A 26973-nucleotide genomic window follows, 5' to 3' on the forward strand; every position below is an offset into this window, starting at 1 on the left:
CCACATCCATGCCGCCGAACTTGTTGCGCCAACGATAGAACGTTTGTTCCGAGATGTTGTGGCGCTTGCATAGATCCTTCACCGGTTCATCCCGGCTCTCGGCCTCGCGCAAGATGCGGATGATCTGCTCGTCGGTAAATCGCTTCTTCATCGAGTTCTCCTTGTCTCTAGGATAAAAGAGAACTCACTTGCCGCATGGCTACAAGAATCGTCTCAGGTCAAGATCGCTCTGCCACAGCTCGAGCCAGTCCTTCGGATAGCCCCAGTGCGCCTTCGAAATGCGAGCCAGTTGTGTGAGTGCGTCCGCGTCCTCGGTTCGGGCAGCGCGGACGATAAATGGTTTATGCATCTCGTCTCCTGTCATCGTCGACACCTTCGTCGAGGTATCGTCCGGCTCGCATCGACGCCACTTCGGATTCCCGGCTTGCCGACTCGAAGGAAGGTCGCGCTCGACCCGGCTAAACGACCTGCGATGCATGCCCGGCGACGACGCGCCAGCCGGCGCGCGATCGACGCCACAGCCGAGTATAGGCAAACACGCCGTCGAACGCCGTGCCGTCGAAATGGCCGGCGAGTATTGCCTTTGTCATGGTCAGGATCATCTCGCCGATCGCACATGCGCGCATTTCCTGTACATCGAGTCTGGCGAGACGCAGCAGCTTCGCGCGATGCGCGGCCAGATCGTCTTCCTTCGTGATGATCTGGCCGGTCGGAACGGTGAACACCAGAGCGTCGTCCAGCAACGCATCGAGCGCATCGACATCGTTGGCCAGCATCGCGGCACGAAGCGCGGCTTCGCTGGGTTCGATAGCTGTACGGATTGCATCCATTTCAGGGCCTCGCGTCGTCTCTGAAGGTTTGTTCCGCTCATACCGGCGAGCAACAGCAGCAAGCAAGATACCGCACCGACGGCCACCGTCTACCGCGCGTTCGACAGCGATTGACGCCGAACCAGCATCACCACGCAGACGCCGATCGATGCGATGACGTTGACTGCAGGATAGAACGCGACCGCGACACTCCACGTGCTCAGTGCCAGCAACGCCAGCGCGTACTTGAACACGCACAGTACAAAATACGCGAGGCTCTCGCTCCACGGATCGCGGATCGTCTTGCGGACGGTCGGGCCGAGGCCGGCAAGCTCGATCAGCGTGACCAGACAGATCGAGATCGTCGGATCGTTAGTCAGCATCCACAGCGGAATGGACGACAGGGCCGCGACCAGGAAAAACCAGTCGATGCGCGTCCAGCCGCGTTCGCCGCGAAACATGCTGGCCACCAGCGTCAGAAAGCATGTAACGGCAATCGCTGCCGTGCACCACGCAGATGGCCCTGCACCCGCGACGAACTGGCCGGCAGCCGCGATCGCCGTGACGACCGACCACACGAGCCACGTGAACAGATGCGGACGAACGGTGCGTCGGTAGATCGCGAGCGCGTACGGAATCGCCGCCAGCAAAGACACGACCGTTCCGATCATGCCGAAGATCGAAGCGGCGCCCTGATCGACATTCACCATCCACGCATCCTTGTTCGCACAGGCGACCAGTATGTGGTCGGGCGGGCCGGGGCGCAATGTCGTGCCAGCCAGGTGTCGGAACGGGCATCCCGTCGCATCGCACCGGAAAGCCGACGAGATCGCACGCAAACAAACGGCACCGGGATCGTGACGTGGCAGGAAAACCCACTGCACGACCGCAGGATGAATAGAAATAACCTCTTCAATGAGAAGAAAAACTGTTCTTTCAAATCTCTTTTTGATGATCGACATTTTGCCGACCGGACGACTGCGGCGATTCACGGCGGTCACGGCCCTCGGTCGTGCCTGCTGGCGTCTTTCGTCGGGTCGAGTTCAGGCGGGGAACGACGCACAAGCGCCTGGTCGCCAAAACGGAGCCTTGAATGAACCCAACTTCAGCAGAAAATCTTCAGCACGCGGACTGGAGACGTCTCGCGGCACAAGTTGTCCCGAGAACGCTTGCGCATATTGGCGGCCGCAGCGTGCCGGCCCAAAGCGGCCGGACGTTTGCCGCGATCAATCCGGCCACCGAGGCTGTCATCGCGGAAGTCGCGTCGTGCGATGCAGCGGACGTCGACGATGCGGTGCGTGCCGCGCGTCACGCGTTCGAATCCGGCGTTTGGTCGCGCTGCGCACCGGCGGAGCGCAAGCGTGTGCTTTGCCGGCTTGGCGAACTCATCGCATCGCACGATGCGGAGCTCGCGCTGCTCGACTCGCTCAACATGGGCAAGCGCGTGGCGGACGCGTTCAGCATCGACGTGCCGGCCGCGGGTGGCCTGTTCAGCTGGTACGGCGAAGCCGTCGACAAGTTGCATGGCGAAGTCGCGTCGACCGACCCCGGCAACCTCGCGGTCGTCACGCGCGAACCGCTGGGTGTCGTCGGCGCCGTGGTGCCGTGGAATTTCCCGCTCGACATGGTCGCGTGGAAGGTGGCGCCGGCGCTGGCGGCCGGCAACAGCGTCGTGCTGAAGCCGGCTGAACAATCGCCGCTGTCCGCATTGCGTCTCGCGGAGCTGGCGCTCGAGGCCGGCCTGCCGCCGGGCGTGCTGAACGTCGTGCCGGGCTACGGCGAGACTGCGGGACGCGCGCTCGGGCTGCATCCCGACGTGGACGTGCTCGCATTCACGGGCTCGACGGCCATCGGCAAGAAATTCCTCGAGTACGCCGCGCAGTCGAACATGAAGCAGGTGTGGCTCGAGTGCGGCGGCAAGAGCCCGAACCTGATCTTCGACGATGCGGACGATCTCGACCTGGCCGCACGCAAGGCGTGCTTCGGCATTTTCTTCAACCAGGGCGAGGTGTGTTCCGCCAACTCGCGGCTGCTGGTTCAGCGTTCGATTCACGATGCGTTCGTCGACCGGCTGATTGTGCATGCCGCCGCGTTCATGCCAGGCGATCCGCTCGATCCGTCGAGCGGGATGGGCGCCATCGTCGACGAGCAGCAGCATCGGCGCGTGCGCGAGTGGATCGCACGCGGCCGCGATAGCGCAACGCTCGCGATCGGCGGAGGCGCGCCGCGCATCGACGGCAAGGGTTACTTCATCGAGCCGACGATCTTCATCGATGTAAAGCATGACGACGCCATCGCACGTGAGGAGATCTTCGGGCCGGTGCTGTCGGTGATGGCTTTCGACACCGAGGACGAGGCCGTACGGCTCGCGAACGACTCGATCTATGGCCTTGCCGCGTCGGTCTGGACCGGCAGCCTGTCGCGCGCGCACCGTGTGTCGGGCCGGTTGCGCGCCGGCACGGTGTCCGTCAACACGGTCGATGCGCTGAGCGCGCAGACGCCGTTCGGCGGGTTCCGCCAGTCGGGCTTCGGCCGCGATCTTTCGCTGCATGCGATCGACAAGTACACGGGCCTCAAGACGACCTGGATCAGTTACTGATTCGACGCGGTGGGCCGCTAGCGGTTGTGCCGCGCAACACGACAACGCTTTTATCCACGAAACGAACCGGAGACTCGCCCATGAATGCGCCCAACTTTCCGCATCGTACGACGCTGGACTATCAACGCAGCGACGCCGCGCATCACTTGCATGCGTTCGTCGATCAGAAGGCGCTGAACGAGGAAGGCGCTCGCGTGATGGTGCGCGGCGAAGGTGTCCATCTATGGGATAACGACGGCAACCGCTACCTGGACGGTATGTCCGGGCTGTGGTGCACCAACGTCGGCTATGGCCGGCCGGAGCTGGTCGACGCCGCCGCGCGGCAGATGAAGGAACTGTCCTACTACAACATGTTCTTTCATACGACGCACCCGTCGGTGATCGAACTGTCGGAGCGTCTGTTCGCGCTGCTCGGCAATCGCTTCAGCCACGTGGTGTATACCAATTCGGGATCCGAATCGAATGAAGTACTGATTCGCACCGTGCGACGGTTCTGGGACGTGATGGGCAAGCCGGAGAAGAAAGTGCTGATCGGCCGCGTGAACGGCTATCACGGGTCGACGGTGGGCAGCGCGTCGCTGGGCGGCATGGCGTTCATGCACGAAATGGGCGACCTGCCGATTCCGAACATCACGCACGTGGATGAACCGTACTGGTACGCGAACGGCGGTGACCTGAGCCCCGAGGCATTCGGCAAACAGGCGGCACTGTCGCTCGAGCGCAAGATCCTCGAGATCGGCGCCGACCGCGTCGCCGCGTTCGTCGCGGAGCCGTTCCAGGGCGCAGGCGGGATGATCTTTCCGCCGGACGGCTACTGGCAGGAGATCGAGCGCATCTGCCGCCAGTACGACGTGCTGCTCTGCGCGGACGAAGTGATCGGCGGCTTCGGCCGTACCGGCGAGTGGTTCGCGCACCGCCACTTCGGCTTCGAGCCGGACCTGATCTGCATGGCCAAGGGGCTGACCTCGGGCTACGTGCCGATGGGCGGGCTGATCATGAGCCGGCGCGTCGGCGAGGCGCTGGTCGACAAGGGCGGCGTCTATGCGCACGGGCTGACCTATTCGGGGCACCCGGTCGCGGCCGCCGTCGCGCTGGCCAACCTCGACGTGCTCGAGCGCGAAGGCCTCGTCGAGCGCACGAAGACGGATACGGGGCCGTACTTGCAAAAGGCGCTGCGCGATGCGTTCGACGGCCATCCGCTCGTCGGCGAGATCCAGGGCGTGGGCGCAGTCGGCGCGATCCAGTTCGCAAAGAACAAGGCGACGCGCGAGCGCTTCGCGAACGAGGCCGACCTGACCTGGCACAGCCGGACGGTCGGGTTCGAACTCGGTGCGATCGTACGCTCGACGAATGGCCGCCTGATCGTTGCGCCGCCGCTGGTGATCGATCACGCGCAAATCGACGAACTAGTCGGCACGATGCGCAAGGCTGTGGACGCCACCGCGCGCGAAGTGCTCGGGATCGACTGCTGACCGGTCGAGCGACGCGCTTCCGTCCGGCGGCAGCCAGACGGGCGGGCGTGCACCGGACCACGGGTTTCGCTTCGGCGACGGGCCTGCGGCGTGCAGCCCCAGGAGCGGCGATCCGGCAGGTTGAAAGTTGGGCGTCGAGGGCGGCGGTCGCGATCAGGCGATGTGCTGCCGACCGTTGATTGAGAAGGAATGCAAATAGTATGCGCGGGCGGCATATCGCCGGATACGGACACCAGCGAATCGGGCGCGACCGGTGCGCCTGATTCGAGCAACGCGGCCGCCGCCGCAAACTTCTGACGTCGCAGCGCATAGTCGGTCGGAATCGCGCTGCCGGCGAGCGCGGCGCCAAGATCCGCGAAGATCGGTGCGAGTTGTTCGGTGAGACCCGCGTCGTCGCGGTCGATCGCGTGTTGCAGTGCGTGACGTGCGAGCATCGGCTGCGCGGCGAGCGTGCCGTCGGCGAGCGGCGTGCGCCAGTCGATCACGGCTTCACGATAGAACGCGATCAGTTTGTCCGCCAGCGTTAAGAGGGCGCTTGCATCGGAGCGGGAGCGGTGGTGACGGGGCGGGCGATTCCCGTCGTTCATCGATGACGGATGGTAGTCGGTAGGTCGCATCGTAGCAGCGTCGCGTGACGGGGTTGCTGCATCGTCGTACACGTATCTCGACGACAACCCGACACATTATCCGCTCGGGATTCCCGGCTCCATCTCCGCCGCATGCACGTCCCGCCGGAACGCGCCGGGGCTCGTGCCCGTCCATTTCCGGAACGCGCGATGAAATGCGCTCGGTTCGGTGAAACCGAGCTCGACCGCGATCTCTGCAACGCTGAGCGCGTGCCCGCGCAGCAGTGACTGAGCCAGCGCGCCGCGCAACTCGTCCTTGATTGCCGCGAAGCTTTGCCCTTCGCTGCGCAGACGCCGCCGCAGCGTCGCGGGCGTCGTGCCGAGGCGCACGGCCAGCGTATCGAAGTCGGGCCACTCGGCAGCCGGCAGTGTTTTCAGCTGCGCGCGCGTTTTCGTGACCCAGCCCGTATCGTGCCGGTAGCGGACGAGCAGGTTGCCGGGCGCGCCGCGCAGGAAGGTCTTCAGCGCCTGCTCGGAGCGGATCGTCGGCAGTGCGAGGTACGCGGCGTTGAACGCGAGCCGGCTGTCGGGCCGGTCGAAATGCACCGGCACGCCGAAGAACTGGTGATAGTCGCTGCGCTGGTCGGGGCTCGGGCACGCGAAGTCGATGCGTTGCAGCGGGATGCGGCGGCCGATCAACCAGCACGCGACACCAAGCAGGATCAGCCAGAACGTCCGGTACGCGAATGCCGGGTAGGGCGCGCCCGTCTGCGTCAGCACGATCTGCGCCTGCCCGTCGGCCACGACGAGCTCGCCGTGCGGCTCGTCCAGCACCACGCGCAGGAACTGCAGCGCGCGCCGCAGTGCCTTCTCGAGGGTGCCGGCGTGCAGCACCGCATGGCACAGCAGCGTGAAGCTGCCCTGCCGCATCGGGCGCGCGGCGAGCCCGAAGAATTCGTCGTCGAGGGTGCCGGCGATCGCGAGCCACAGCCGGCCGTACTGCTGCGGCGTGACGGGCTCGCGCACGGCGGCCGGCAAGCCGGCGGCGCGCAGCACGGGCTCCGTCGGGATGCGTTGCCGGCGCAGGCACGCGAGCGCGTCGTCGACGAAATCCGGCGAAATCATCTGTGGCCCCATTTTCCTGCATCCTCCCGACATGGCAAAAGCGATCACGATTCTAGATTCTGTTTGTCATTGATTGCAATGTGCGGGCTGTCTACTATCGAACTATCCCCGTCGCGCCCCTGGCTCGCCGGCGGCCATAACGCACAGGAGACACGCATGCCTGATGGAGCTACCGCCCGGGCGGTGCCGGCCTACGCCGACGCCGTGGCCCGGTTCAGTATCGAGACCGCCGCGCAGCAATTGCACGGCGACCTGGAGCGCGGCCTGAACGCGTGCGTGGAATGCTGCGACCGGCACGCATCGGCGGACGCGATCGCGCTCGACTGGATCGACGCAGGCGGGCAGCACCACAGCTACACGTTTGCGCAGATGAAGGCGCTGTCGGCACGCGTCGCGAACCTGCTGGTCGCGCAGGGCGTGAAGCCGGGCGACGTGGTGGCGGGCCTGTTGCCGCGTACGCCCGAACTCGTCGCGACGATCCTCGGCACGTGGCGCGCGGGCGCTGTCTATCAGCCGCTGTTCACCGCATTCGGCCCGAAAGCGATCGAGCACCGGCTGCGCATGAGCGACGCACGCCTGGTCGTGACCAACGTCGCGAATCGCGCGAAGCTCGACGAGATCGCCGATTGCCCGCCCGTTGCGACGGTGCGCGAGCCGGGCGAGACGCTGCCGGAGCGCGACGTCGATTTTCGTGCGGCGCTCGATGCGCAGTCCGACACGTTCGAACCGGTGCTGCGCAAGGGCACGGACCTGTTCATGATGATGTCGACGTCGGGCACGACGGGCTTGCCGAAGGGCGTGCCGGTGCCGCTACGTGCACTGCTCGCGTTCGGCGCATACATGCGCGAAGCGGTGGACCTGCGCGCCGGCGACCGGTTCTGGAACATCGCCGATCCGGGCTGGGCGTACGGCCTCTATTACGCGATCACCGGCCCGCTGCTGCTCGGCCACGCGACGACGCTCTACGAGGGCAGCTTCACGGTCGACAGCACGTACGACGTGATCGAACGGCTCGGGATCACGAGCCTCGCCGGCTCGCCGACTGCCTACCGGATGCTGATGGCGGCCGGGACGGAAGCGGCGGCGCGGCTGAAGGGCAAGCTGCGCGTGGTCAGCAGCGCAGGCGAACCGCTGAATCCGGAAGTCGTGCGGTGGTTCGACGCGGCGCTCGGCGCGCCGATCTACGATCACTACGGCCAGACCGAACTCGGGATGGTCGTGAACAATCACCACGGTCTCGCGCATGCGGTCCACGCGGGTTCGGCCGGCTTCGCGATGCCCGGTTACCGCGTCGCGGTGCTCGACGAAGCGAGCCGCGAGCTCGGCCCCGGCGAGCCCGGCAACCTCGCGATCGACATCGCGCGCTCGCCGCTACTGTGGTTCCACGGCTACTGGCAGCAGGACACGCCCGCGATCGCGGGCGGTTATTACCGGACCGGCGACAACGTCGAGCTGGAGCCGGACGGCACGGTGAGCTTCATCGGCCGCGCGGACGACGTGATCACGTCGTCCGGTTACCGGATCGGCCCGTTCGACGTGGAAAGCGCGCTGATCGAGCATCCGGCCGTGAGCGAGGCTGCCGTCATCGGCGTGCCGGACGCGGAGCGCACGGAGATCGTCAAGGCGTTCGTCGTGCTGTCGAAGGACTTCGACGGCACGCCGGCGCTGGCCGAGGAACTGAGCCTGCACGTGAAGCGGCGGCTGTCCGCTCACGCCTATCCGCGCGCGATCGACTTCGTCGACGCGTTGCCGAAAACCCCGAGCGGCAAGATCCAGCGCTTCGTGCTGCGCAAGATGGAAGCCGAGAAGGCCGCTCAACCCTGAACACACACTATACGGACTACGAATGGACATCAAGGATCGCGTTTTTCTGATCACGGGCGCCGGTTCGGGCCTTGGCGCCGCGGTGGCGCGCATGGTGGTCGCGGAAGGCGGCAAGACCGTGCTGCTGGACGTCAACGAAGAGGCCGGCGCGGGCCTCGCGCACGAACTCGGCGCGGCTGCGCGTTTCGTGAAGACCGACGTGACGAGCGAAGCCGACGGCCAAGCGGCCGTCGCCGCCGCGCGTGACGCATTCGGCCGCATCGACGCGCTCGTCAACTGCGCGGGCGTCGCGCCGGGCGAGAAGGTGGTCGGCCGCGACGGCCCGCATTCGCTCGACCGTTTCGCGCGCGCGGTGTCGATCAATCTGGTCGGCACGTTCAACATGATCCGGCTGGCCGCGGAAGCGATGTCGAAGCAGGACGCCAATGCGGAAGGCGAGCGTGGCGTGATCGTCAACACCGCGTCGGTCGCGGCGTTCGACGGGCAGATCGGGCAGGCCGCGTATGCGGCGTCGAAGAGCGGCGTGGTGGGCATGACGCTGCCGATCGCGCGCGAGCTCGCGCGGTTCGGCATTCGGGTCGTGACGGTCGCGCCGGGCATCTTCGCGACGCCGATGATGGCCGGCATGCCGCAGGACGTGCAGGACGCGCTCGGCAAGAGCGTGCCGTTCCCGCCGCGGCTCGGCCGCCCGGAAGAATTTGCGGCGCTGGTGCGCCACATCGCCGAGAACACGATGTTGAACGGCGAAGTCATCCGTCTCGATGGCGCGTTGCGCATGGCACCGCGCTGACACTGGAGGAAGCGAATCATGACGACTCAGGATCCGATCGTAATCGTTGGCACGGCGCGTACGCCGATGGGTGGTTTTCAGGGCGATCTGGCGGCGGCCAGCGCGAGCGACCTTGGCGCGGTAGCGATTCGCGCGGCGCTCGAGCGCGCGAACGTGCCGGCAGAGCGTATCGATGAAATCGTGTTCGGCTGCGTGCTGCCGGCGGGCCAGGGCCAGGCACCGGCGCGGCAGGCCGCGTTGAAGGCCGGGCTGCCGCTCGCGGCGGGCGCGACCACGGTCAACAAGATGTGCGGCTCGGGGATGAAGGCCGCGATGTTTGTACATGACCTGCTGCTGGCGGGTTCGGCGGGCGCGGCCGTCGCGGGCGGGATGGAGAGCATGACGAACGCGCCGTACCTGCTGCCGAAGGCGCGCGCGGGGATGCGCATGGGTCACGGGCAGGTGCTCGACCACATGTTCCTCGACGGGCTCGAGGACGCGTACGAGAAGGGCCGCCTGATGGGCACGTTTGCCGAGGATTGCGCGCAGGCATACCAGTTCACGCGCGAGGCACAGGATGCGTTCGCGATCGCGTCGCTGACGCGCGCGCAACGCGCGATCGCCGAAGGGCATTTCGTGTCGGAGATCGCACCGGTGACCGTGAAGGCGGGCAAGACCGACACCGTCGTGTCGATCGACGAACAGCCGGGCAAGGCGAAGCTCGACAAGATCCCGACGCTGAAGCCGGCCTTCCGCGACGGCGGCACGGTGACGGCCGCCAACGCGTCGTCGATTTCGGACGGCGCGGCCGCGCTCGTGATGATGCGCCGCTCGGAAGCCGAGCGCCTCGGTCTCACGCCGAAGGCCGTGATCGTCGGGCATTCGACCTACGCGGACAAGCCGGGCCTGTTCGCGACCGCGCCGATTGGCGCGCTGCGCAAGCTGTCGGAGAAAACCGGCTGGAACCTGCGCGACGTCGACCTGTTCGAGATCAACGAAGCATTCGCGGTGGTGCCGATGGCCGCGATGCGCGATCTCGACTTGCCGCACGAGAAGGTCAACGTGCACGGCGGCGCGTGCGCGCTCGGCCATCCGATCGGTGCGTCGGGTGCACGCGTGATGGTGACGCTGCTGGCCGCGCTCGAAACGTATGGCATGAAGCGCGGCATCGCGTCGCTGTGCATCGGCGGCGGCGAGGCGACGGCGATCGCGATCGAGCGCATCGCATAACGCATCACGCATCACGCAGAGTACGCACGCTGCGACGCAGGCGACGGGTATCGCACGGGAAACACCGGTGCGATACCTGTCTTGCTTTTGCCGGATCGCGTTGTCGCGCTACGCCTTCGCGTGCGGCGACACCGCACCGCACGCGCGAATCACGAGCTGCACGACCTGCTCGGTCCGCTCGTCGAATGCCTTCTGCGTGAACGCACGCTTGCCGCTCAGCGCGCGGATCTGCGCATCGAAATCTGCGTAGTGCTGCGTGGTCGCCCAGATCAGGTACATCAGCGCGTGCGCGTCGATCGGCGCGAGCAGCCCGCGCGCGATCCAGCCGTCGATCACTTTCACGCGCGTGTCGAACCACGGCTTCACGCGTCCCGCCAGGATGTCCTGCATGTGCTCCGCGCCCTGGATGATCTCGTTGGCCCAGACCTTCGAGCCGAGCGGCCGCCGCCGCGACAGTGCCATCTTCGCGCGCACGTAGCCGCCGATCGCTGCCACCGGATCGTCGTCGGCCTCGAATGTGCCGGCGGCGCGATGCCAGTCCTCGAACAGGTCGTCGAGCACGCGGCGGTACAACGCAAGCTTTGTCGGGAAGTAGTAATGCAGGTTGGCTTTCGGCAGGCCGGCGCGCTCCGCGATCATCGCGGTGCTCGCGCCGTCGAGCCCGCGTTCCGCAAACACGGCCTCCGCACAGGCGAGCAGATGCGCTTCGTTGGACTCGCGGATGTGCGCCTTGCGTCGCCGCAAAGGCACGGGCGCTTCGTCGCTGTCGGTGGCTTTGGTTGCCGCCTCGTCATGTCTCATCGTTGCCCTCGCGCGGCGGGTGTGCCGCGTTGGGCTTCATTCTAGCCGCTGATCCGCATCGAACGCACGTGTGCGGACATCGCGCATCCGCCGCGATGCTGCGTTGCGATGGCACGTTTCTCGCTCTATTCATTCACGCAAGAAAGACATTGATTTGGTCATTTTGATCGTCTAAAACCTGTCCAATCGGACAGGATTCGACGAGCGGCGGAAACCCTTCAACCCGATTCGTCGGACGATCTTCATGAACGACCGGAGCATGCACCGCACTTGGGCGGCGTTGCCCCGAAACAGGCATGACACGCACCGGCACAGACCGGGCTGACGACATCACCGACCCCACAGGAGCGATACGAATGGACGCGGTATCGGAAACAGTGAAACGGGCACCTTTCGACACGTCGATCAAGGTCGACGGCAAGCGGTTGTGGGACAGCCTGATGGAAGTCGCGAAGATCGGCGCGACGCCGAAGGGCGGCGTATGCCGCCTCGCGCTGACCGATCTCGACAAGGCCGGCCGCGACCTGATCGTCGGCTGGGCGAAGGCCGCCGGCTGCACGGTGACGGTCGATACGATGGGCAACGTGTTCATGCGCCGCGCGGGCCGGGTGGCCGATGCGGCGCCGGTCGTCACGGGCTCGCACGCGGATTCGCAGCCGACGGGCGGCCGCTTCGACGGCATCTACGGCGTGCTCGGCGGCCTCGAGGTGATTCGCAGTCTCAACGATCGCGGCATCGAGACCGAGCATCCGGTCGAGGTCGTGATCTGGACCAATGAAGAAGGCTCGCGCTTTGCGCCCGCGATGGTCGCATCGGGCGTGTTCGCCGGCGTATTCCCGCTCGAATACGGGTTGTCGCGCAAGGATGTGGACGGCAAGACGATCGGCGAGGAGCTGGCACGCATCGGCTACGCAGGTGACGTGCCGTGCGGCGGGCGCAAGCTGCACGCGGCGTTCGAGCTGCATATCGAGCAGGGGCCGATTCTCGAGGCGGAATGCAAGACGATCGGCGTCGTGACCGATGCGCAAGGGCAGCGCTGGTACGAGATCACGTTCACCGGGCAGGAAGCACACGCGGGGCCGACGCCGATGCCGCGCCGGCGCGACGCGCTGCTCGGTGCGTCGCGCGTGGTCGATCTCGTCAACCGGATCGGCCTCGATCATGCGCCGTTCGGCTGCGCGACGGTCGGCATGATGCAGGTTCATCCGAACTCGCGCAACGTGATTCCCGGCCGCGTGTTCTTCACCGTCGATTTCCGTCATCCGGACGACGCCGTGCTCGCGAAGATGGATGCCGCGCTGCGCGACGGCGTGGCACGCATCGCGGCCGATATCGGGCTCGAGACCGAACTCGAGCAGATTTTCTATTACAAGCCGGTTGCGTTCGATTCTGCATGTGTGGAGGCCGTGCGCGGCGCGGCCGACCGCTTCGGCTACTCGCATCGCGACATCGTGTCGGGCGCCGGCCACGACGCGTGCTACCTCGCGCAGGTCGCGCCGACGTCGATGGTGTTCGTGCCGTGTGTCGACGGCATCAGCCACAACGAGATCGAGGATGCGACGCCCGCTTGGATCGAGGCCGGCGCGAACGTGCTGCTGCACGCGATGCTGTCGCGCGCATGCGAGCCGGCTTCATGACGCAGAGACCGTAGCGGCCGGCAGGCTGCTCAATGCCTGGACAGCCTGACCGTAGGATTCCCAAGAACGACCGCCCCGACTGTGCATTCGCAGCCGGCGGGGACGGCTTTGTCTCCACCCAGTCGAAGGAACGCGTATGACCACCAAGCCAACCGGCGATATCGCCGCGCATCGCCTGTCGTCCACGCAACTCTCGTGCGAATTCGCCGATATCGCGCCGCTGCTCGATCCGACTGCCGCAGCGGCCGCCGCCAGCCGCTGCCACTACTGCTACGACGCGCCGTGCGTGCAGGCCTGCCCGACGCAGATCGACATCCCGAGCTTCATCCGCAAGATCGGCAACGGCAACCTGAAAGGCGCCGCGACCGACATCCTGTCGGCGAATCCGCTCGGCGGGATGTGCGCACGCGTGTGCCCGACCGAGATCCTGTGCGAAGGCGCATGCGTGCGCAACCACCAGGATGCGCAGCCCGTTGCGATCGGCGCGCTGCAGCGGCATGCGACCGACTGGGCGATGGAGACCGGCGCGGTGCGCTTCACGCGCGCGCCGGACACGGGCCGCCACGTCGCGGTGGTCGGCGCGGGGCCGGCCGGGCTCGCGTGTGCGCACCGGCTCGCGCTCGCCGGGCACCGTGTCACGCTGTTCGACGCGCGCCAGAAGGCCGGTGGCCTCAACGAATACGGGATCGCCGCGTACAAGACCGTCGACGACTTCGCTCAGCGTGAAGTCGAGTGGCTGCTGTCGGTGGGCGGCATCACGCTGAACACCGGCGTCACGCTTGGCCGCGATATCACGCTCGACGCGCTGCGCGAGCAGCACGACGCGGTGTTTCTCGCGATGGGCCTCGGCGGCGTGCGCGCGCTCGCGATCGACGGCGAGCAACTGGCCGGCGTGATGAATGCCGTCGACTTCATCGAGCAGGTGCGGCAGGCCGATGTGCTCGAGAACGTGCCGGTCGGGCGGCGCGTGGTCGTGATCGGCGGCGGCAATACGGCCATCGATGCTGCGGTGCAGAGCCGCAAGCTCGGTGCCGAGCGCGTGACGATGGTGTACCGGCGCGGGGTGGACGCGATGAGCGCGACATGGGCCGAGCGCGAGTTCGCGCAGAAGTGCGGCGTGACGCTCGTCACGCACGCGAAGCCCGTGCGTATGGCGGGCGCGAACGGGCAGGTGACGGGGGTCGAGTTCGAGGCGGTATCGGGCGAGCGCTTCACCGTCGATGCGGACATGGTGCTGAAGGCGATCGGCCAGACGCTGGTGCAGGACGGCGTTGACGCCGCGCTGCTGACGGCGGACGGCGCGCGCATCGCGGTGGACGCGGGCGGGCGCACCGCATGGCCCGACGTGTGGGCCGGCGGCGACTGCGCGGCGACGGATGGCATCGACCTCACGGTGCAGGCCGTCCAGGACGGCAAGCGTGCGGCCGCGTCGATCGACGCGGCGCTCGCGCAGCGCGACGCGAAGGCTGCGTGACCGCATCACGCGCGAAACGCACCACGAGCACAACGAACACGACCTCACTCTCACGGAGCCGAACATGGCCGACCTTCGCTGCACCATCGCGGGCATCACATCGCCGAATCCCTTCTGGCTCGCGTCCGCGCCGCCGACCGACAAGGCCTACAACGTGAACCGCGCGTTCGAGGCGGGCTGGGGCGGTGTCGTCTGGAAGACGCTCGGGCTCGATCCGCACGTCGTCAACGTCAGTTCGCGCTACGGCGCCGTGCAGTGGAACGGTCAGCGCATCGCCGGGCTGAACAACATCGAGCTGATCACCGACCGTCCGCTCGACGTGAACCTGAGAGAGATCGCGCAGGTGAAGCGCGACTGGCCGGATCGCGCGCTGATCGTGTCGCTGATGGTGCCGTGCAACGAGCGCGACTGGAAATGGATCCTGCCGCTCGTCGAGGACACGGGCGCCGACGCGGTCGAGCTGAACTTCGGCTGCCCGCACGGGATGAGCGAGCGCGGGATGGGCGCGGCGGTCGGGCAGGTACCCGAGTATGTGGAGATGGTCACGCGCTGGGTGAAGGAAGGCACGAAGCTACCGTGCCTCGTGAAGCTCACGCCGAACATCAGCGACATCCGGATGGGGTCGCGCGCCGCGTACAAGGGCGGTGCGGATGGTGTATCGCTGATCAACACGATCAACTCGATCGTCGCGGTCGATCTCGACCACATGGCGCCGATGCCGACCGTCGACGGCAAGGGCACGCACGGCGGCTATTGCGGCCCGGCGGTCAAGCCGATCGCATTGAACATGGTCGCGGAGATCGCGCGCGATCCGGAAACGCCGAACCTGCCGATCTCGGGCATCGGCGGCATCTCGACGTGGCGCGACGCGGCCGAGTTCATGGTGCTCGGCGCCGGCAGCGTGCAGGTGTGCACCGCCGCGATGCATTACGGCTTCCGGATCGTGTCGGATCTCGCCGACGGGCTGTCGAACTGGATGGACGAGAAGGGCTACGCGACGCTCGACGACATCCGCGGCCGCGCGGTGCCGAACGTGACCGACTGGAAATACCTGAACCTGAAGTACGACATCAAGGCGCGCATCGACCAGGATCGCTGCATCCAGTGCGGGCTGTGCCATATTGCGTGCGAGGACACGTCGCACCAGGCGATCACGGCGACGAAGGACGGCGTGCGCCACTTCGAAGTGGTGGATTCCGAATGCGTCGGGTGCAATCTTTGCATGCATGTGTGTCCGGTCGAGCAATGCATCACGATGGAGCGTGTCGATTCGGGCGACTACGCGAACTGGACCACGCATCCGAACAATCCGGCGAGCGCGGAGGCGGGTGCGAGTGCAGGCGCGGCGGCAGCACCCGAGAAGCACGCGAAGAAGGCTGCCTGACCGGCGTCCGGCGGCGCGGGCCATCCTGTGCCGCCGCTTTTCGTTCCACCCGGGCCGGCATCGCACGATGCCGGCGCTGACGTTTCTCGTGGAGTGCGTTCGATGAATCACGCAGCGAATCCCGCCAATCCCGACAGCGCCGCGGCGCCGGGCGGCAGCCTGTACAACGACGACCTCGCGCCGACGACGCCGGCGCAGCGCACGTGGAAGTGGTATCACTTCGCGGCGCTGTGGGTCGGGATGGTGATGAACATCGCGTCGTACATGCTTGCGGCCGGGCTGATCCAGGAAGGCATGTCGCCGTGGCAGGCGGTGACGACGGTGCTGCTCGGCAACCTGATCGTGCTCGTGCCGATGCTGCTGATCGGCCATGCGGGCGCGAAGCACGGGATTCCGTACGCAGTGCTCGTGCGTGCGTCGTTCGGCACGCAGGGCGCGAAGCTGCCGGCGCTGCTGCGCGCGATCGTCGCATGCGGCTGGTACGGGATCCAGACCTGGCTCGGCGGCAGTGCGATCTATACGCTGCTGAACATCCTGACCGGCAACGCGCTGCACGGTGCGGCGCTGCCGGTCGTCGGCATCGGGTTCGGGCAGCTCGCGTGCTTCCTCGTGTTCTGGGCGCTGCAGCTCTACTTCATCTGGCACGGCACCGATTCGATTCGCTGGCTCGAGAGCTGGTCCGCGCCGATCAAGGTCGTGATGTGCGTGGCGCTCGTATGGTGGGCGACGTCGAAGGCGGGCGGCTTCGGCACGATGCTGTCGGCACCGTCGCAGTTCGCGGCGGGCGGCAAGAAGGCCGGGCTGTTCTGGGCGACCTTCTGGCCGGGCCTGACCGCGATGGTCGGCTTCTGGGCGACGCTCGCACTGAACATTCCCGACTTCACGCGCTTCGCGCGTTCGCAGCGCGACCAGATGATCGGGCAGTCGATCGGGCTGCCGTTGCCGATGGCGCTGCTGTCGGTGGTGTCGGTCGTCGTGACGTCGGCCACCGTCGTGATCTACGGCAACGCGATCTGGGACCCGATCGACCTGACGAGCCGGATGACGGGCATCGGCGTGGGCATCGCGCTCGTGATCCTCACGCTCGACACGATGTGCTGCAACCTCGCCGCAAATCTCGTCGGCCCCGCGTACGACTTCTCGAGCCTGTGGCCGAAGGCGATTTCGTACCGCACGGGCGGAATGATCACCGCGACGATCGCGATCGTGATGATGCCGTGGAAGATCCTCGCGACGACGGACGGCTACATCTTCACCTGGCTCGTCGGCTATTCGGCGCTGCTCGGGCCCGTGGCGGGGATCCTGATGGTCGACTACTTCCTGATTCGCGGCACGCGGCTCGACACGCGCGCGCTGTTCGACGAGCGCGGCGGCTTCAGCTACGCGCGCGGCTGGAATCCGGCCGCGCTGGCCGCGCTCGCGGCCGGCGTGTTGCCTAACCTGCCCGGATTCCTGCACACGGCGTTTCCGGCGTCGTTTCCGAACGTGCCGGCGTTCTTCAACACGCTTTATACGTACGCGTGGTTCGTCGGCCTCGTGCTCGCGTCATGCGTGTACGGCACCTGGATGAAGTGGCGCGCCGGACAGCGCGCGCAGGTCGCGAGCGCATGATAGGCACGATGCCCGCGATGTGTGCGATACGGCACCCGACAGTCAACGAGGAGGCAACCAAATGGCAATCCTGATTCGCGGCGGCACCGTGGTCGATGCGGACCGCTCCTATCGCGCCGACGTGCTCTGCGCAGCCCCGGAAGACGGCGGCACGATCCTGCAGATCGCCGAGCAGATCGACGCGCCGGCCGGCGCGACCGTCGTCGATGCGCACGACCAGTACGTGATGCCGGGCGGCATCGACCCGCATACGCACATGGAGCTGCCGTTCATGGGCACGACCGCGAGCGATGACTTTTACTCGGGTACGGCCGCCGGGCTCGCGGGCGGCACGACGAGCATCATCGACTTCGTGATCCCGAGCCCGAAGCAGCCGCTGATGGACGCGTTCCGCGAATGGCGCGGCTGGGCCGAGAAGGCGGCGGCCGACTACGGCTTCCACGTGGCCGTGACGTGGTGGGACGAGAGCGTGCATCGCGACATGGGCACGCTCGTGCGCGAGCATGGCGTGTCGAGCTTCAAGCACTTCATGGCGTACAAAAACGCGATCATGGCCGATGACGAGGTGCTCGTGAACAGCTTCTCGCGTTCACTCGAACTCGGTGCGCTGCCGACCGTGCACGCGGAGAACGGCGAACTCGTGTTCCAGCTGCAGAAGGCGCTGCTCGCGCGCGGGATGACGGGGCCGGAGGCGCATCCGCTGTCGCGGCCGCCGGAGGTCGAGGGCGAGGCCGCGAACCGCGCGATCCGCATCGCGCAGGTGCTCGGCGTGCCCGTGTACATCGTGCACGTGTCGGCAAAGGATGCGGTCGATGCGATCACGCGTGCGCGCAGCGAAGGGCTGCGCGTGTTCGGCGAGGTGCTGCCGGGCCACCTGGTGATCGACGAGGCCGTCTATCGCGATCCGGACTGGACGCGTGCGGCCGCGCACGTGATGAGCCCGCCGTTCCGCTCGGCCGAGCATCGCGAGGCGCTGTGGCGCGGGCTGCAGGCCGGGCAGCTGCATACGACGGCGACCGACCACTGCGTATTCTGCGCATCGCAGAAGGCGATGGGACGCGACGATTTCACGAAGATTCCGAACGGCTGCGGCGGTGTCGAGGATCGCATGTCGGTGCTGTGGCATCACGGCGTGAATCACGGCCGCATCACGCCGAACGAGTTCGTGCGGATCACGTCGACGAACGCCGCGCAGATCTTCAACCTGTATCCGCGCAAGGGTGCCGTGCAGGTGGGCGCCGATGCCGACCTCGTCGTGTGGGACCCGGCCGCGACGAAGACGATCTCGGTGAAGACCCATCATCAGCAGGTCGACTTCAACGTGTTCGAGGGGATGACGGTGCAAGGCGTCGCGACGCACACGCTCACGCGCGGCGCACTCGCGTGGGCCGACGGCGATTTGCGCGCGGTGCGCGGTGCGGGCCGCTACCTGAAGCGCCCGCCGGCAGCCGGCTACTACGAGGCCGCGCGGATCGCGAACCGGCTGCGCGAACCGCATCCGGTCGAGCGCGCCGGCTGAGCGGGGCGTATCGCGCGGGGGGGGTCGGTTCGAACGACACGCCCCGCGCCCGCTTGTGCCTCCTTTCCCGTTCATGCGGGCTCCGCTTCGGCCCGCTCCTGTCTCCTCCCGTCATTCCGTCGATTCTCTCAATATATGGGACGGATTGAGCGTGATCTCGTCTTTCCGATTTCCTGATACGTAGAAGAACTGAGCAATTTGACGAAACACGCGACGGCGATCAAGCGCGGCCATTTTGTTTGCGTTGTCGGCATGCATCGCGGCGAGTAATATCCACCGACGGCGTTGCGCAGGCGTGCCGGGCCGCGCGCCGAACAGTCCAATAACATTGAGAGCAAGGAGTACGAGGTGGATATTCTGCGCAGTCTCCTGGGTATGCTGTTCCTGCTGCTGGTTGCCTATCTGCTGTCCAACAACCGGCGCGCGGTGAGCGGCCGGACCATGATCGCCGCGCTGTGTACGCAGCTTGCGATCGGCGCGCTGGTGCTGTTCGTGCCGTCGGGTCGCGCGGTGCTGGCGGCGGCCGCGAACGGCGTCAATCGCGTGCTCGACATGGGCAATCACGGCATCGCGTTCGTGTTCGGCGGGCTGGTCGACAGCCGGATGTTCCAGCTGTTCGGCGACGGCGGGTTCGTGTTCGGCCTGCGTGTGCTGCCGATGATCATCTTCGTGACCGCGCTGATCGCGGTGCTGTACTACATCGGCGTGATGAAGTGGATCGTTGCGATCCTCGGCGCGGCGCTGGCGAAAGTGCTCGGCGTGAGCCGCATCGAGGCGTGCTCGGCCGTCGCGACGATCTTTCTCGGGCAGAGCGAAATGCCCGCGCTCGTGAAGCCGTTCGTGCGGAACATGACGAGTGCCGAGATCTTCACGGTGATGGCGAGCGGCATGGCGTCGGTCGCGGGCTCGGTGCTGGTCGGCTACGCCGGCCTCGGCGTGAAGATGGAATACCTGCTCGCCGCTTCGTTCATGGCGGTGCCCGGCGGGCTGCTGTTCGGCAAGCTGCTGTTTCCGACGGTCGAGCCGAGCCGCGTCGTGGTCGACGGGCTCGACTTCGACGACAAGCGGGCCGCCAACGTGATCGAGGCGGCGGCATCGGGTGCGTCGGTCGGGCTGCGGATCGCGATCAACGTCGGCGCGATGCTGATCGCGTTCGTGGGGCTCATCGCGCTGATGAACCTCATCGTCGGCGGCGTGGCCGCGTTCGCAGGCTTTCCGCAGATCACGCTGGTGGGTATCATCGGCCACCTGTTCGCGCCGCTCGCGTGGATCATCGGCGTGCCGTGGCACGACGCGACGCTGGCCGGCAACTTCATCGGCGAGAAGCTGATCTTCAACGAGTTCGTCGCGTATGGCGACCTGTCGCCGTACCTGAAGGGCGGCGAGCATGTTGCGGCGGCCGGCCTGCAGGTGCTCGACCCGAAGACGCTCGCGATCGTGTCGTTCGCGCTGTGCGGCTTCGCGAATTTCTCTTCGATCGCGATTCTCGCGGGCGGCTTCAGCGCGGTCGCGCCCGAGCGCCGCTCGGAAGTCGCGCGGCACGGCCTGCGCGCGCTGACGGCCGCGACGCTGTCGAACCTGATGAGCGCGGCGATTGCCGGCCTGTTCTTCTCGCTGCATTGAACCGCGCAGCAGACTCCGACCGATCGAGGGAAGCAATGATGTTTTTACCGCAGGAATTCATTCGCAGGAAGCGCGACGGGCAGCCGCTCGATCGCGACGAGATCGCCGCTTTCGTGCGCGGCGTGACCGATGGCAGCGTGACCGAGGGCCAGGTGGCCGCGTTCGCGATGGCCGTGTATTTCAACGACCTGAGCACCGACGAGCGCGTCGCGCTGACGCTCGCGCAGCGCGACTCGGGCGACGTGCTCGACTGGCGCGCGCTCGATCTCGACGGACCGGTGATCGACAAGCATTCGACCGGCGGCGTCGGCGATGTCGTGTCGCTGATGCTCGGGCCGATGGTGGCCGCGTGCGGCGGCTACGTGCCGATGATCTCGGGGCGCGGGCTCGGCCATACCGGCGGCACGCTCGACAAGCTGAGCGCGATTCCCGGCTACGACGTCACGCCGGATACGGACGCGTTTCGCCGCACGGTGCGCGACGTCGGCGTGGCGATCATCGGGCAGACCGCACGGCTGGCGCCGGCCGACATGCGCATCTATGCGATTCGCGACGTGACGGCGACCGTCGAGTCGGTCGCGATGATCACCGCGTCGATCCTGTCGAAGAAGCTCGCGGCCGGGCTCGACGGGCTCGTGATGGACGTCAAGGTCGGCTCCGGCGCATTCATGCCGACCGCCGAGCAGTCGGCGGAACTGGCTCGCAGCATCGTCGACGTCGGCAACGGCGCCGGCATGAAGACGACCGCGATCCTCACCGACATGAACCAGTCGCTCGCGCCGTGCGCGGGCAATGCGCTCGAAGTGGCGTGCGCGATCGACTACCTGACGGGCAAGTCGCGGCCGGTGCGCCTGCACGACGTCACGATGGCGCTTTCCGCCGCGTTGCTCGTCACCGGCGGGCTGGCACGTGACGTCGCAGACGCGCGCGCGAAGTTGCAGCACGCGCTCGATTCGGGCGCGGCGGCGGAACGCTTCGCGAGGATGGTCACGGCGCTCGGCGGCCCCGCGGACCTGATCGATGCGCCTGCGCGTCATCTCGCTCGGGCGAATGTGATCGTGCCGGTTCCGTCGCGCGCGAGCGGCGTGGTGCAGCGGGTCGATTGCCGCGCGCTCGGGCTGGCGGTCGTCGCGCTCGGCGGCGGCCGCACGCGCGCGGCGGATGCGATCGATTACAGTGTCGGCCTGACGGCGCTCGCGGAGATCGGGCAGCGTGTCGAAGCCGGCCAGCCGCTCGGCTACGTGCATGCTCGCGACGCCGCCGCCGCGGCGCACGCGGTGGATACGATCCAGCGCAGCTACGTGCTGGGCGAGACGGGCGACGCGCCGCCGACCCTTTATCAGCAGATTGGCTGACCGATCGCCCGGTGCGGACACAGGCGATCGCTTCACGTCGCGGGCGTATCGTGACGGCCGGGGTGCGGCCGCACCGATGCATCCCGATACGCAATCGGAGGCATGACGAGATGGAACGACACGAACTGATCGAAGCGGCGAAGGCGGCGCGCGAACGCGCGTATGCGCCGTATTCGCGCTTCAAGGTCGGCGCCGCGCTGCAGGCGCGCGACGGGACGATTTTCCACGGCTGCAATGTCGAGAACGCATCCTACGGACTCTGCAACTGCGCGGAGCGCACGGCGATATTTTCAGCCATCGCCGCGGGTTATCGTCCGGGGGATTTCACGCGGCTCGTGGTCGTTGGCGACACGGACGGCCCGATCGCGCCGTGCGGCGCGTGCCGACAGGTGATCATCGAGATCGGCACGCCCGACCTCGAAGTGATCCTGGCCAACCTGAAAGGGGCCATCGACGTGACGACGGCCCACGCATTGCTGCCGGGCGCGTTCCGGTTGTAACGGCGCGCGCGACGGCGCGCCACGTGCATTAGGCGCCGTCGCGCGCTTCGCGGATCGGGATCACCGTGCGCGCGCCGCACTGGCGCAGCAGGTCGCGCAGCTCGTTGATGACCGGGAACACCTCGTGGTTCCAGTCGGCGCCCTGGCGATCGTGCGCTTCCTGCTCGCGCTCGACGATCCATCGATCCTCGCGGAAGATGCGCTCGGTGAACCAGACGAGCAGCGGCCATGCGAGATCGAGCGCGAACGGTATGCCGGGCTTGTGGATCGACAGCAGTCCGAACGTGCGGTTGGTGCGCTGCTCGGCGTCGAGCGGCACGTAGACGATCCACAGGTCCATCACGAGCGTGCCTTCGCTCGAGCGGATCTGCAGTGTCTGGTACGGATAGCCGGTGCGCACCGTCATCACGCTCTTGTCGGCCTGATCGGCCGGCTTCTTGCTCGCGCCGAACACGAGCGCCTCGCCGACCGGCTGCTTGCCTTCCATCCGCGCAAACGTGTAGTCGACCTCGACCCAGTCGTCGCCTCGGCGCCGGCCGACCGAGCGCGCCCGCATCTGCCCCATCTGCTTGCGATGCAGGAACTGATGGTTCATGTCCATCAGGTTCTCGTGCATGAACGAGTAGTGGCACTTGACCTCGCGGCCGAAGCGGCGCGTCTTGTATGCGCGGTCGTCCGCCGATTCGAGCGCGGGGAACGGCCGTGTGTCGGCGAGCGTCGCGTCGCCCGGGAACACGAAGATCAGCCCGTGTGCTTCGCGGCACGGATACGCGCGCACGCCGTTGGGCAAGCGCTCGCGGCCGAGATACGGCACGTCGACGCAGCGGCCGCTGTCGCACGCGTAGGTCCAGCCGTGATAGCAGCAGCGCAGCGTCTCGCCGCTCACGACGCCCGCGTGCAACGGCACCTGGCGGTGCGCGCAACGATCTTCGAGCGCGTACACGGCGCCGGATTCGGTGCGCACGAGCACGATCGGATCGCCGGCGAAACGCACACCGAGCGTCTTGCCGCGTTTCAGCTCGCGCGACCACGCGAGCGGGTACCAGTGATCGGGATGAATCGGCACGCGGCGCAGGTCGCGCACGACCGCGCCGGAAGAGGATTCTCCAAGGGTGCCGCTGTCAGGAAAGGGCACTGCACGCATGCGGGGACGCCTCCGGGATGGACTGGGATTCCGTACGCCGCATGACGCGGCGGGGATCTGGAGAAGTCTACGCGAAGTTGCCCGTCGCGGCGGAAGCGATGCGGGTTTGCCCCCGCACGGCGGCCGCGGTTTCGTTGATGCAGCGCAAACCGGATCGATGGCGGCGCGCGCTGGCGGTGCGTGGCCGCACGGGCCCCGGCCGCGCGGCGGGCGTCACCCCGTCACGCGGCTGCTTGCCGGTCACGAGCGCGCATCGTGCCACAGGACCGCGTCGGTGCGGTACAGCGCCGGGAAGCGCTGCTTCAGCCCGGCGATCTTCGGCATGTCGTTGTACGCGATGTACGGCGCGTCGGGATGCAGTTCGAGGTAATTCTGGTGGTAGGCCTCGGCCGGGTAGAACCCCTTGTAGTCCTCGACGCGCGTGACGACGGGCGCCGGAAACACGTGCGCGGTGCCGAGCTGCGCGATGTACGCGGTCGCGACCGCGCGTTGTTGCGCGGTGATCGGGAAGATCGCCGACCGGTATTGCGACCCTTCGTCGGGGCCCTGCCGGTTGAGCTCGGTCGGATCGTGCGCGACCGAGAAGAACACTTGCAGCAGCCGGCCGTACGTGATCTGGGTCGGATCGTAGACGATGCGAACCGATTCCGCGTGCCCGGTCAGCCCCGAGCCGACGAGCGCGTAGTGCGCGGTTTCGGACGCGCCGCCCGCGTAGCCGGCCGTGACCTGCTTCACGCCCTTCACGTGCTCGAATACGCCCTGCACGCCCCAGAAGCAGCCGCCGGCAAGCACGGCCGTCTCGTCGTGCGACGCGCCGGGCGTTTCGTCGAGCGTCGGTGCGGGCACGGTGCGCATCGGCTCGGCGGAGTTGACGATGCGCTGGTAGCCGAACACGGCCGCGGCCGCGACGGCGATGGCGCCGATGCGGCGCAGCATCGCCGTGCGCCGGTGCGACGTGGGGCCGCGGGGGGAGGTGGTGTTCACGGTGTGCTCCTTCGGAAGACGGAATGGAAAGCGGGTGGCCCGGAGGCGGTGCCGGTGCGCCGCCTCCGGCCGGGATCAGCCGAACGTGAACGCATACGCATTCACGCCGGGATCGAGAAACTCGATTGCGAACGTGCGGTCGGCGATCGCGCCGGACTGCCGGACCAGCTGGTACAGACGCTGCCCGGTTACGGCGCCGTAGCCTTGCGCATCGACGTCGCTGCCGTGCGCGCTGCCGGGCGCCGCGCCGTCGAGCGTCACGCGAAAGCGCACGGGCTGGCCGTTCGCCGCCGGGCCGAGCACGAGGTGCAGGTCGCGGGCGTGGAAGCGGTAGACGATCCGTCCCGACGGCGCGGCGAGCGACGCGCGTTCGGCGCCGACCTGCCACGTGCCGGCGAGGCCCCAGTCGTTGAGATCGGGGTGCGCCGGCGCGTCGTAGCGGTGCGCCGCATCGCGCGCGACACCGCCCGGTGACGTGAAGCTCTCCGCGCGCGCATAGCCGACATAGGTTTCGGGTGAACGGACGTCCGCTGTGTCCGCCGCTGCGAGCGCACCCTTCGCCGGTGCGCCGGTGAGCCCGATCGGCACGTTCAGCGCTTCCGGATGGCCGGCCTCGGCGAGCAGCGACTGGATCGCGCGCTCCGACTGCGCGTACTCGCCTTCGCCGAAGTGGTGATGGCGGATGCGCCCTTGCGCGTCGATGAAGTAGTGTGCGGGCCAGTATTCGTTGCCGAACGCGCGCCAGATCGAATAGCCGTTGTCGATTGCGACCGGGAAGTCGATGCCGAGGTCGTGCACGGCCTTCTTCACGTTGCCGATATCGCGCTCGAACGCGAACTCGGGTGCGTGCACACCGATCACCACGAGCCCGTACGGCGCGTACTTGCGTGCCCATGCGGTCGTGTACGGCAACGTGCGCAGGCAGTTGATGCACGAATACGTCCAGAAATCGACCAGCACGACCTTGCCGCGCAGGCCGGCCGCCGTCAGCGGCGGCGAGTTCAGCCACTGCACTGCGCCGTCGAGCGACGGCAGCGTGCCTTCGACCGGCAGCGCGGCAAGCGTCGCGTCGGCCGCGCGCATCATCGCGCTGCCGGCCATCGCTCCGCCGCCGGCCTGCGCACCGTCTGCAACCGCGGCCATCATCGCGCCGCCGCTCGTGTTGTCGGTGGCGTTGCCGGTCGCGGCCATCTCGGCCGACGCGCTATTCGAGCGCCCGCCGAGCCGGTCGACGAGCTTCGTCTCGAGCCCGCCCGTCGTGACGGTCGACAGTTGGGCGAGCGCGCCCGTGTCGAGGCCGAGCGCGATCGCGCCGACCCCGGCCAGCAGTGCCGCGCCGATCCCGCGCTTGATCCATTCACCGGCGCCGAGCGAGCGCTTCATCGCGGCGAATACCTTGCCGCCGATCACGAGCGCAACGCCGAGCGACGTCGCCGCGCCGGCCGCATACGCGACCAGCAGCAGCGTCGTGCCGACGCTTGCGCCGCGCAGCGCGGCACCGGTCAGCACGAGCCCGAGGATCGGGCCCGCGCACGGCGCCCACAGCAGGCCGGTCGCGACGCCGAGCAGCAGCGACGACGCCGGGCCGGCGGGGCGGCCGTCGCGCTGCGCGAAGCCGGTGAGCCGGTTGCCGGCGGCGACGAGCGGGCGCGTCAGGTGCTCCGCGAGGCGCGGCATCAGCAGCGTCAGGCCGAATACCGCGAGCAGCACGATGGCGACCCAGCGGCCCGCCTGGTTGGCCTGCGCGACCCAGCCGCCGCCGACGGCGGCGAGCGTCGCGACGACGGCGAACGTGAGCGCCATGCCGGCGAGCAGCGGCAGGCCGGTGCGCACGAACGGCTGGTCGGCGCGCGCGAACACGAACGGCAGCACGGGCAGGATGCACGGGCTCAGGATCGTGAGTACGCCGCCGAGGTAGGCAAGGACGATGAGCAGCATGGTGCGTTCTCCAGTCGGTCGGGAGTGGGGCCGGATCAGGCGACGGCAGGGTGGAAGGCGAGCGCGAGGCCGTTCATGCAGTAGCGCAGGCCGGTTGGCTGCGGGCCGTCGTCGAACACGTGGCCGAGATGGCCGCCGCAGCGGCGGCAGTGCACTTCGGTGCGGATCATCCCGAACGATGCGTCGGTGTGGGTGGCGACCGCGTGGTCGAGCGGCTTCCAGAAGCTCGGCCAGCCCGTATGGCTGTCGAACTTGGTGGCCGACGAGAACAGCGCGAGGTCGCAGCCGGCGCACGCGAACGTGCCGTGCCGGTGCTCGTCGTTCAGCGGGCTCGTGTACGGCCGCTCGGTGCCGGCTTCGCGCAGGATCGTGTACTGGGCGGGGGTGAGCCGGCGATGCCATTCGGCGTCGCTGAGGGTGATTTCGAAAGGGGCGGCCGTCTGCGGGGTGGCCGGCGATGCGGCGAACGCGCGGCCGACCAGCGCGCGGCGACCGATGGACGACAGGGTCGCGAGCACGGCGAGGCCGGTGGCGCCGGCGAACAGCAGATGTCTGCGGGTGGGCATGATGGGCTCCTGGCAGCAGGTCCTGAAAACATGCGCCCATCGT

The 26973-nt window shown here is 67.5% G+C and carries 24 protein-coding genes; 13 read left to right on the plus strand and 11 right to left on the minus strand.

Annotated features, from left to right (window positions below; genetic code table 11):
- From B7G54_RS35300 to B7G54_RS35315, 4 genes are all read right to left on the minus strand, one after another.
- Positions 1-151 (minus strand): transposase (locus B7G54_RS35300; protein WP_133059229.1); only part of this gene is annotated, 151 nt, incomplete at its 3' end.
- 48 nt (positions 152-199) lie between these two features.
- Positions 200-349 (minus strand): hypothetical protein, encoded by a 150-nt coding sequence (locus B7G54_RS35305; RefSeq protein ID WP_425266534.1) that lies wholly within the window; start codon positions 347-349, stop codon positions 200-202.
- A gap of 109 nt (positions 350-458) precedes the next feature.
- A complete protein-coding gene (locus tag B7G54_RS35310) occupies positions 459-830 on the minus strand; it encodes a nuclear transport factor 2 family protein (protein ID WP_085043316.1) in 372 nt (123 codons plus the stop codon).
- 89 nt (positions 831-919) lie between these two features.
- Positions 920-1519, minus strand: coding sequence for a hypothetical protein (locus tag B7G54_RS35315; protein ID WP_085043317.1), 600 nt, complete (start codon positions 1517-1519; stop codon positions 920-922).
- A gap of 383 nt (positions 1520-1902) precedes the next feature.
- On the opposite strand from B7G54_RS35315, the gene B7G54_RS35320 reads away from it, so the two are divergent.
- Positions 1903-3408, plus strand: a complete 1506-nt coding sequence (locus B7G54_RS35320) for an aldehyde dehydrogenase (protein ID WP_085043318.1) — start codon at positions 1903-1905, stop codon at positions 3406-3408.
- Positions 3409-3488: 80 nt separating this feature from the next.
- Positions 3489-4880, plus strand: a complete 1392-nt coding sequence (locus B7G54_RS35325) for an aspartate aminotransferase family protein (RefSeq protein ID WP_085043319.1) — start codon at positions 3489-3491, stop codon at positions 4878-4880.
- On the opposite strand, the gene B7G54_RS39440 is transcribed toward B7G54_RS35325, so the two are convergent.
- Positions 4796-5497 (minus strand): hypothetical protein, encoded by a 702-nt coding sequence (locus tag B7G54_RS39440; protein ID WP_175130530.1) that lies wholly within the window; start codon positions 5495-5497, stop codon positions 4796-4798. The genes B7G54_RS35325 and B7G54_RS39440 overlap by 85 nt on opposite strands.
- Before the next feature lie 66 nt (positions 5498-5563).
- Entirely contained in the window at positions 5564-6583 is a 1020-nt protein-coding gene (locus tag B7G54_RS35335) for an AraC family transcriptional regulator (protein ID WP_085043320.1), read from the minus strand.
- A 144-nt stretch (positions 6584-6727) separates the two neighbouring features.
- On the opposite strand from B7G54_RS35335, the gene B7G54_RS35345 reads away from it, so the two are divergent.
- From B7G54_RS35345 to B7G54_RS35355, 3 genes are read left to right on the plus strand one after another with little or no spacing between them, the layout of a single operon-like run.
- Complete coding sequence (locus tag B7G54_RS35345; RefSeq protein WP_085043321.1) at positions 6728-8395, plus strand: acyl-CoA synthetase; 1668 nt, start codon at positions 6728-6730, stop codon at positions 8393-8395.
- 22 nt (positions 8396-8417) lie between these two features.
- The gene (locus B7G54_RS35350) at positions 8418-9185 is read left to right on the plus strand and encodes a 3-hydroxyacyl-CoA dehydrogenase (protein WP_085043322.1); all 768 of its coding nucleotides are present in this window, start codon (positions 8418-8420) and stop codon (positions 9183-9185) included.
- Positions 9186-9203: 18 nt separating this feature from the next.
- Complete coding sequence (locus tag B7G54_RS35355; RefSeq protein WP_085043323.1) at positions 9204-10394, plus strand: acetyl-CoA C-acyltransferase; 1191 nt, start codon at positions 9204-9206, stop codon at positions 10392-10394.
- Between the two features lie 108 nt (positions 10395-10502).
- Here B7G54_RS35355 and B7G54_RS35360 read toward each other — a convergent pair whose 3' ends face one another.
- Positions 10503-11195, minus strand: coding sequence for a TetR/AcrR family transcriptional regulator (locus tag B7G54_RS35360; RefSeq protein WP_085043324.1), 693 nt, complete (start codon positions 11193-11195; stop codon positions 10503-10505).
- Positions 11196-11551: 356 nt separating this feature from the next.
- Here B7G54_RS35360 and B7G54_RS35365 point away from each other — a divergent pair, with 356 nt between their 5' ends.
- The 8 genes from B7G54_RS35365 to B7G54_RS35400 all read left to right on the plus strand — a co-directional run bounded on the left by B7G54_RS35365 (position 11552) and on the right by B7G54_RS35400 (position 22298).
- On the plus strand, positions 11552-12832 hold the full coding sequence (locus B7G54_RS35365; protein ID WP_085043325.1) for a Zn-dependent hydrolase: 1281 nt from the start codon (positions 11552-11554) through the stop codon (positions 12830-12832).
- Between the two features lie 136 nt (positions 12833-12968).
- Positions 12969-14306 carry an NAD(P)-dependent oxidoreductase gene (locus B7G54_RS35370; protein WP_085043326.1) on the plus strand — a complete coding sequence of 446 codons (1338 nt, stop codon included), beginning with the start codon at positions 12969-12971 and terminating at the stop codon, positions 14304-14306.
- 64 nt (positions 14307-14370) lie between these two features.
- Complete coding sequence (gene preA / locus B7G54_RS35375) at positions 14371-15690, plus strand: NAD-dependent dihydropyrimidine dehydrogenase subunit PreA (protein ID WP_085043358.1); 1320 nt, start codon at positions 14371-14373, stop codon at positions 15688-15690.
- A 102-nt stretch (positions 15691-15792) separates the two neighbouring features.
- Positions 15793-17301: an NCS1 family nucleobase:cation symporter-1 gene (locus B7G54_RS35380; RefSeq protein ID WP_085043359.1), complete on the plus strand. Its 1509-nt coding sequence runs from the start codon at positions 15793-15795 to the stop codon at positions 17299-17301.
- 61 nt (positions 17302-17362) lie between these two features.
- Positions 17363-18820 carry a dihydropyrimidinase gene (gene hydA, locus B7G54_RS35385; protein WP_085043327.1) on the plus strand — a complete coding sequence of 486 codons (1458 nt, stop codon included), beginning with the start codon at positions 17363-17365 and terminating at the stop codon, positions 18818-18820.
- Between the two features lie 348 nt (positions 18821-19168).
- Positions 19169-20443, plus strand: coding sequence for a NupC/NupG family nucleoside CNT transporter (locus tag B7G54_RS35390; protein ID WP_085043328.1), 1275 nt, complete (start codon positions 19169-19171; stop codon positions 20441-20443).
- A gap of 38 nt (positions 20444-20481) precedes the next feature.
- Positions 20482-21798: a thymidine phosphorylase gene (deoA, locus tag B7G54_RS35395; RefSeq protein ID WP_085043360.1), complete on the plus strand. Its 1317-nt coding sequence runs from the start codon at positions 20482-20484 to the stop codon at positions 21796-21798.
- Positions 21799-21908: 110 nt separating this feature from the next.
- Positions 21909-22298 (plus strand): cytidine deaminase, encoded by a 390-nt coding sequence (locus B7G54_RS35400; RefSeq protein WP_085043329.1) that lies wholly within the window; start codon positions 21909-21911, stop codon positions 22296-22298.
- 28 nt (positions 22299-22326) lie between these two features.
- Here the strand turns inward: B7G54_RS35400 and B7G54_RS35405 are convergent, their stop codons facing one another.
- The 4 genes from B7G54_RS35405 to msrB all read right to left on the minus strand — a co-directional run bounded on the left by B7G54_RS35405 (position 22327) and on the right by msrB (position 26930).
- Complete coding sequence (locus B7G54_RS35405) at positions 22327-23442, minus strand: aromatic ring-hydroxylating oxygenase subunit alpha (RefSeq protein ID WP_085043330.1); 1116 nt, start codon at positions 23440-23442, stop codon at positions 22327-22329.
- Between the two features lie 240 nt (positions 23443-23682).
- Entirely contained in the window at positions 23683-24426 is a 744-nt protein-coding gene (msrA, locus tag B7G54_RS35410) for a peptide-methionine (S)-S-oxide reductase MsrA (protein WP_425266536.1), read from the minus strand.
- Positions 24427-24501: 75 nt separating this feature from the next.
- Positions 24502-26364, minus strand: a complete 1863-nt coding sequence (locus tag B7G54_RS35415) for a cytochrome c biogenesis protein DipZ (protein WP_085043332.1) — start codon at positions 26362-26364, stop codon at positions 24502-24504.
- 35 nt (positions 26365-26399) lie between these two features.
- Complete coding sequence (msrB, locus tag B7G54_RS35420) at positions 26400-26930, minus strand: peptide-methionine (R)-S-oxide reductase MsrB (protein ID WP_085043333.1); 531 nt, start codon at positions 26928-26930, stop codon at positions 26400-26402.
- Positions 26931-26973: the final 43 nt, after the last annotated feature.

Origin of the sequence: Burkholderia puraquae, from assembly GCF_002099195.1 — a bacterium.
In the GTDB taxonomy this organism is placed as follows: Bacteria; Pseudomonadota; Gammaproteobacteria; order Burkholderiales; family Burkholderiaceae; genus Burkholderia; species Burkholderia puraquae.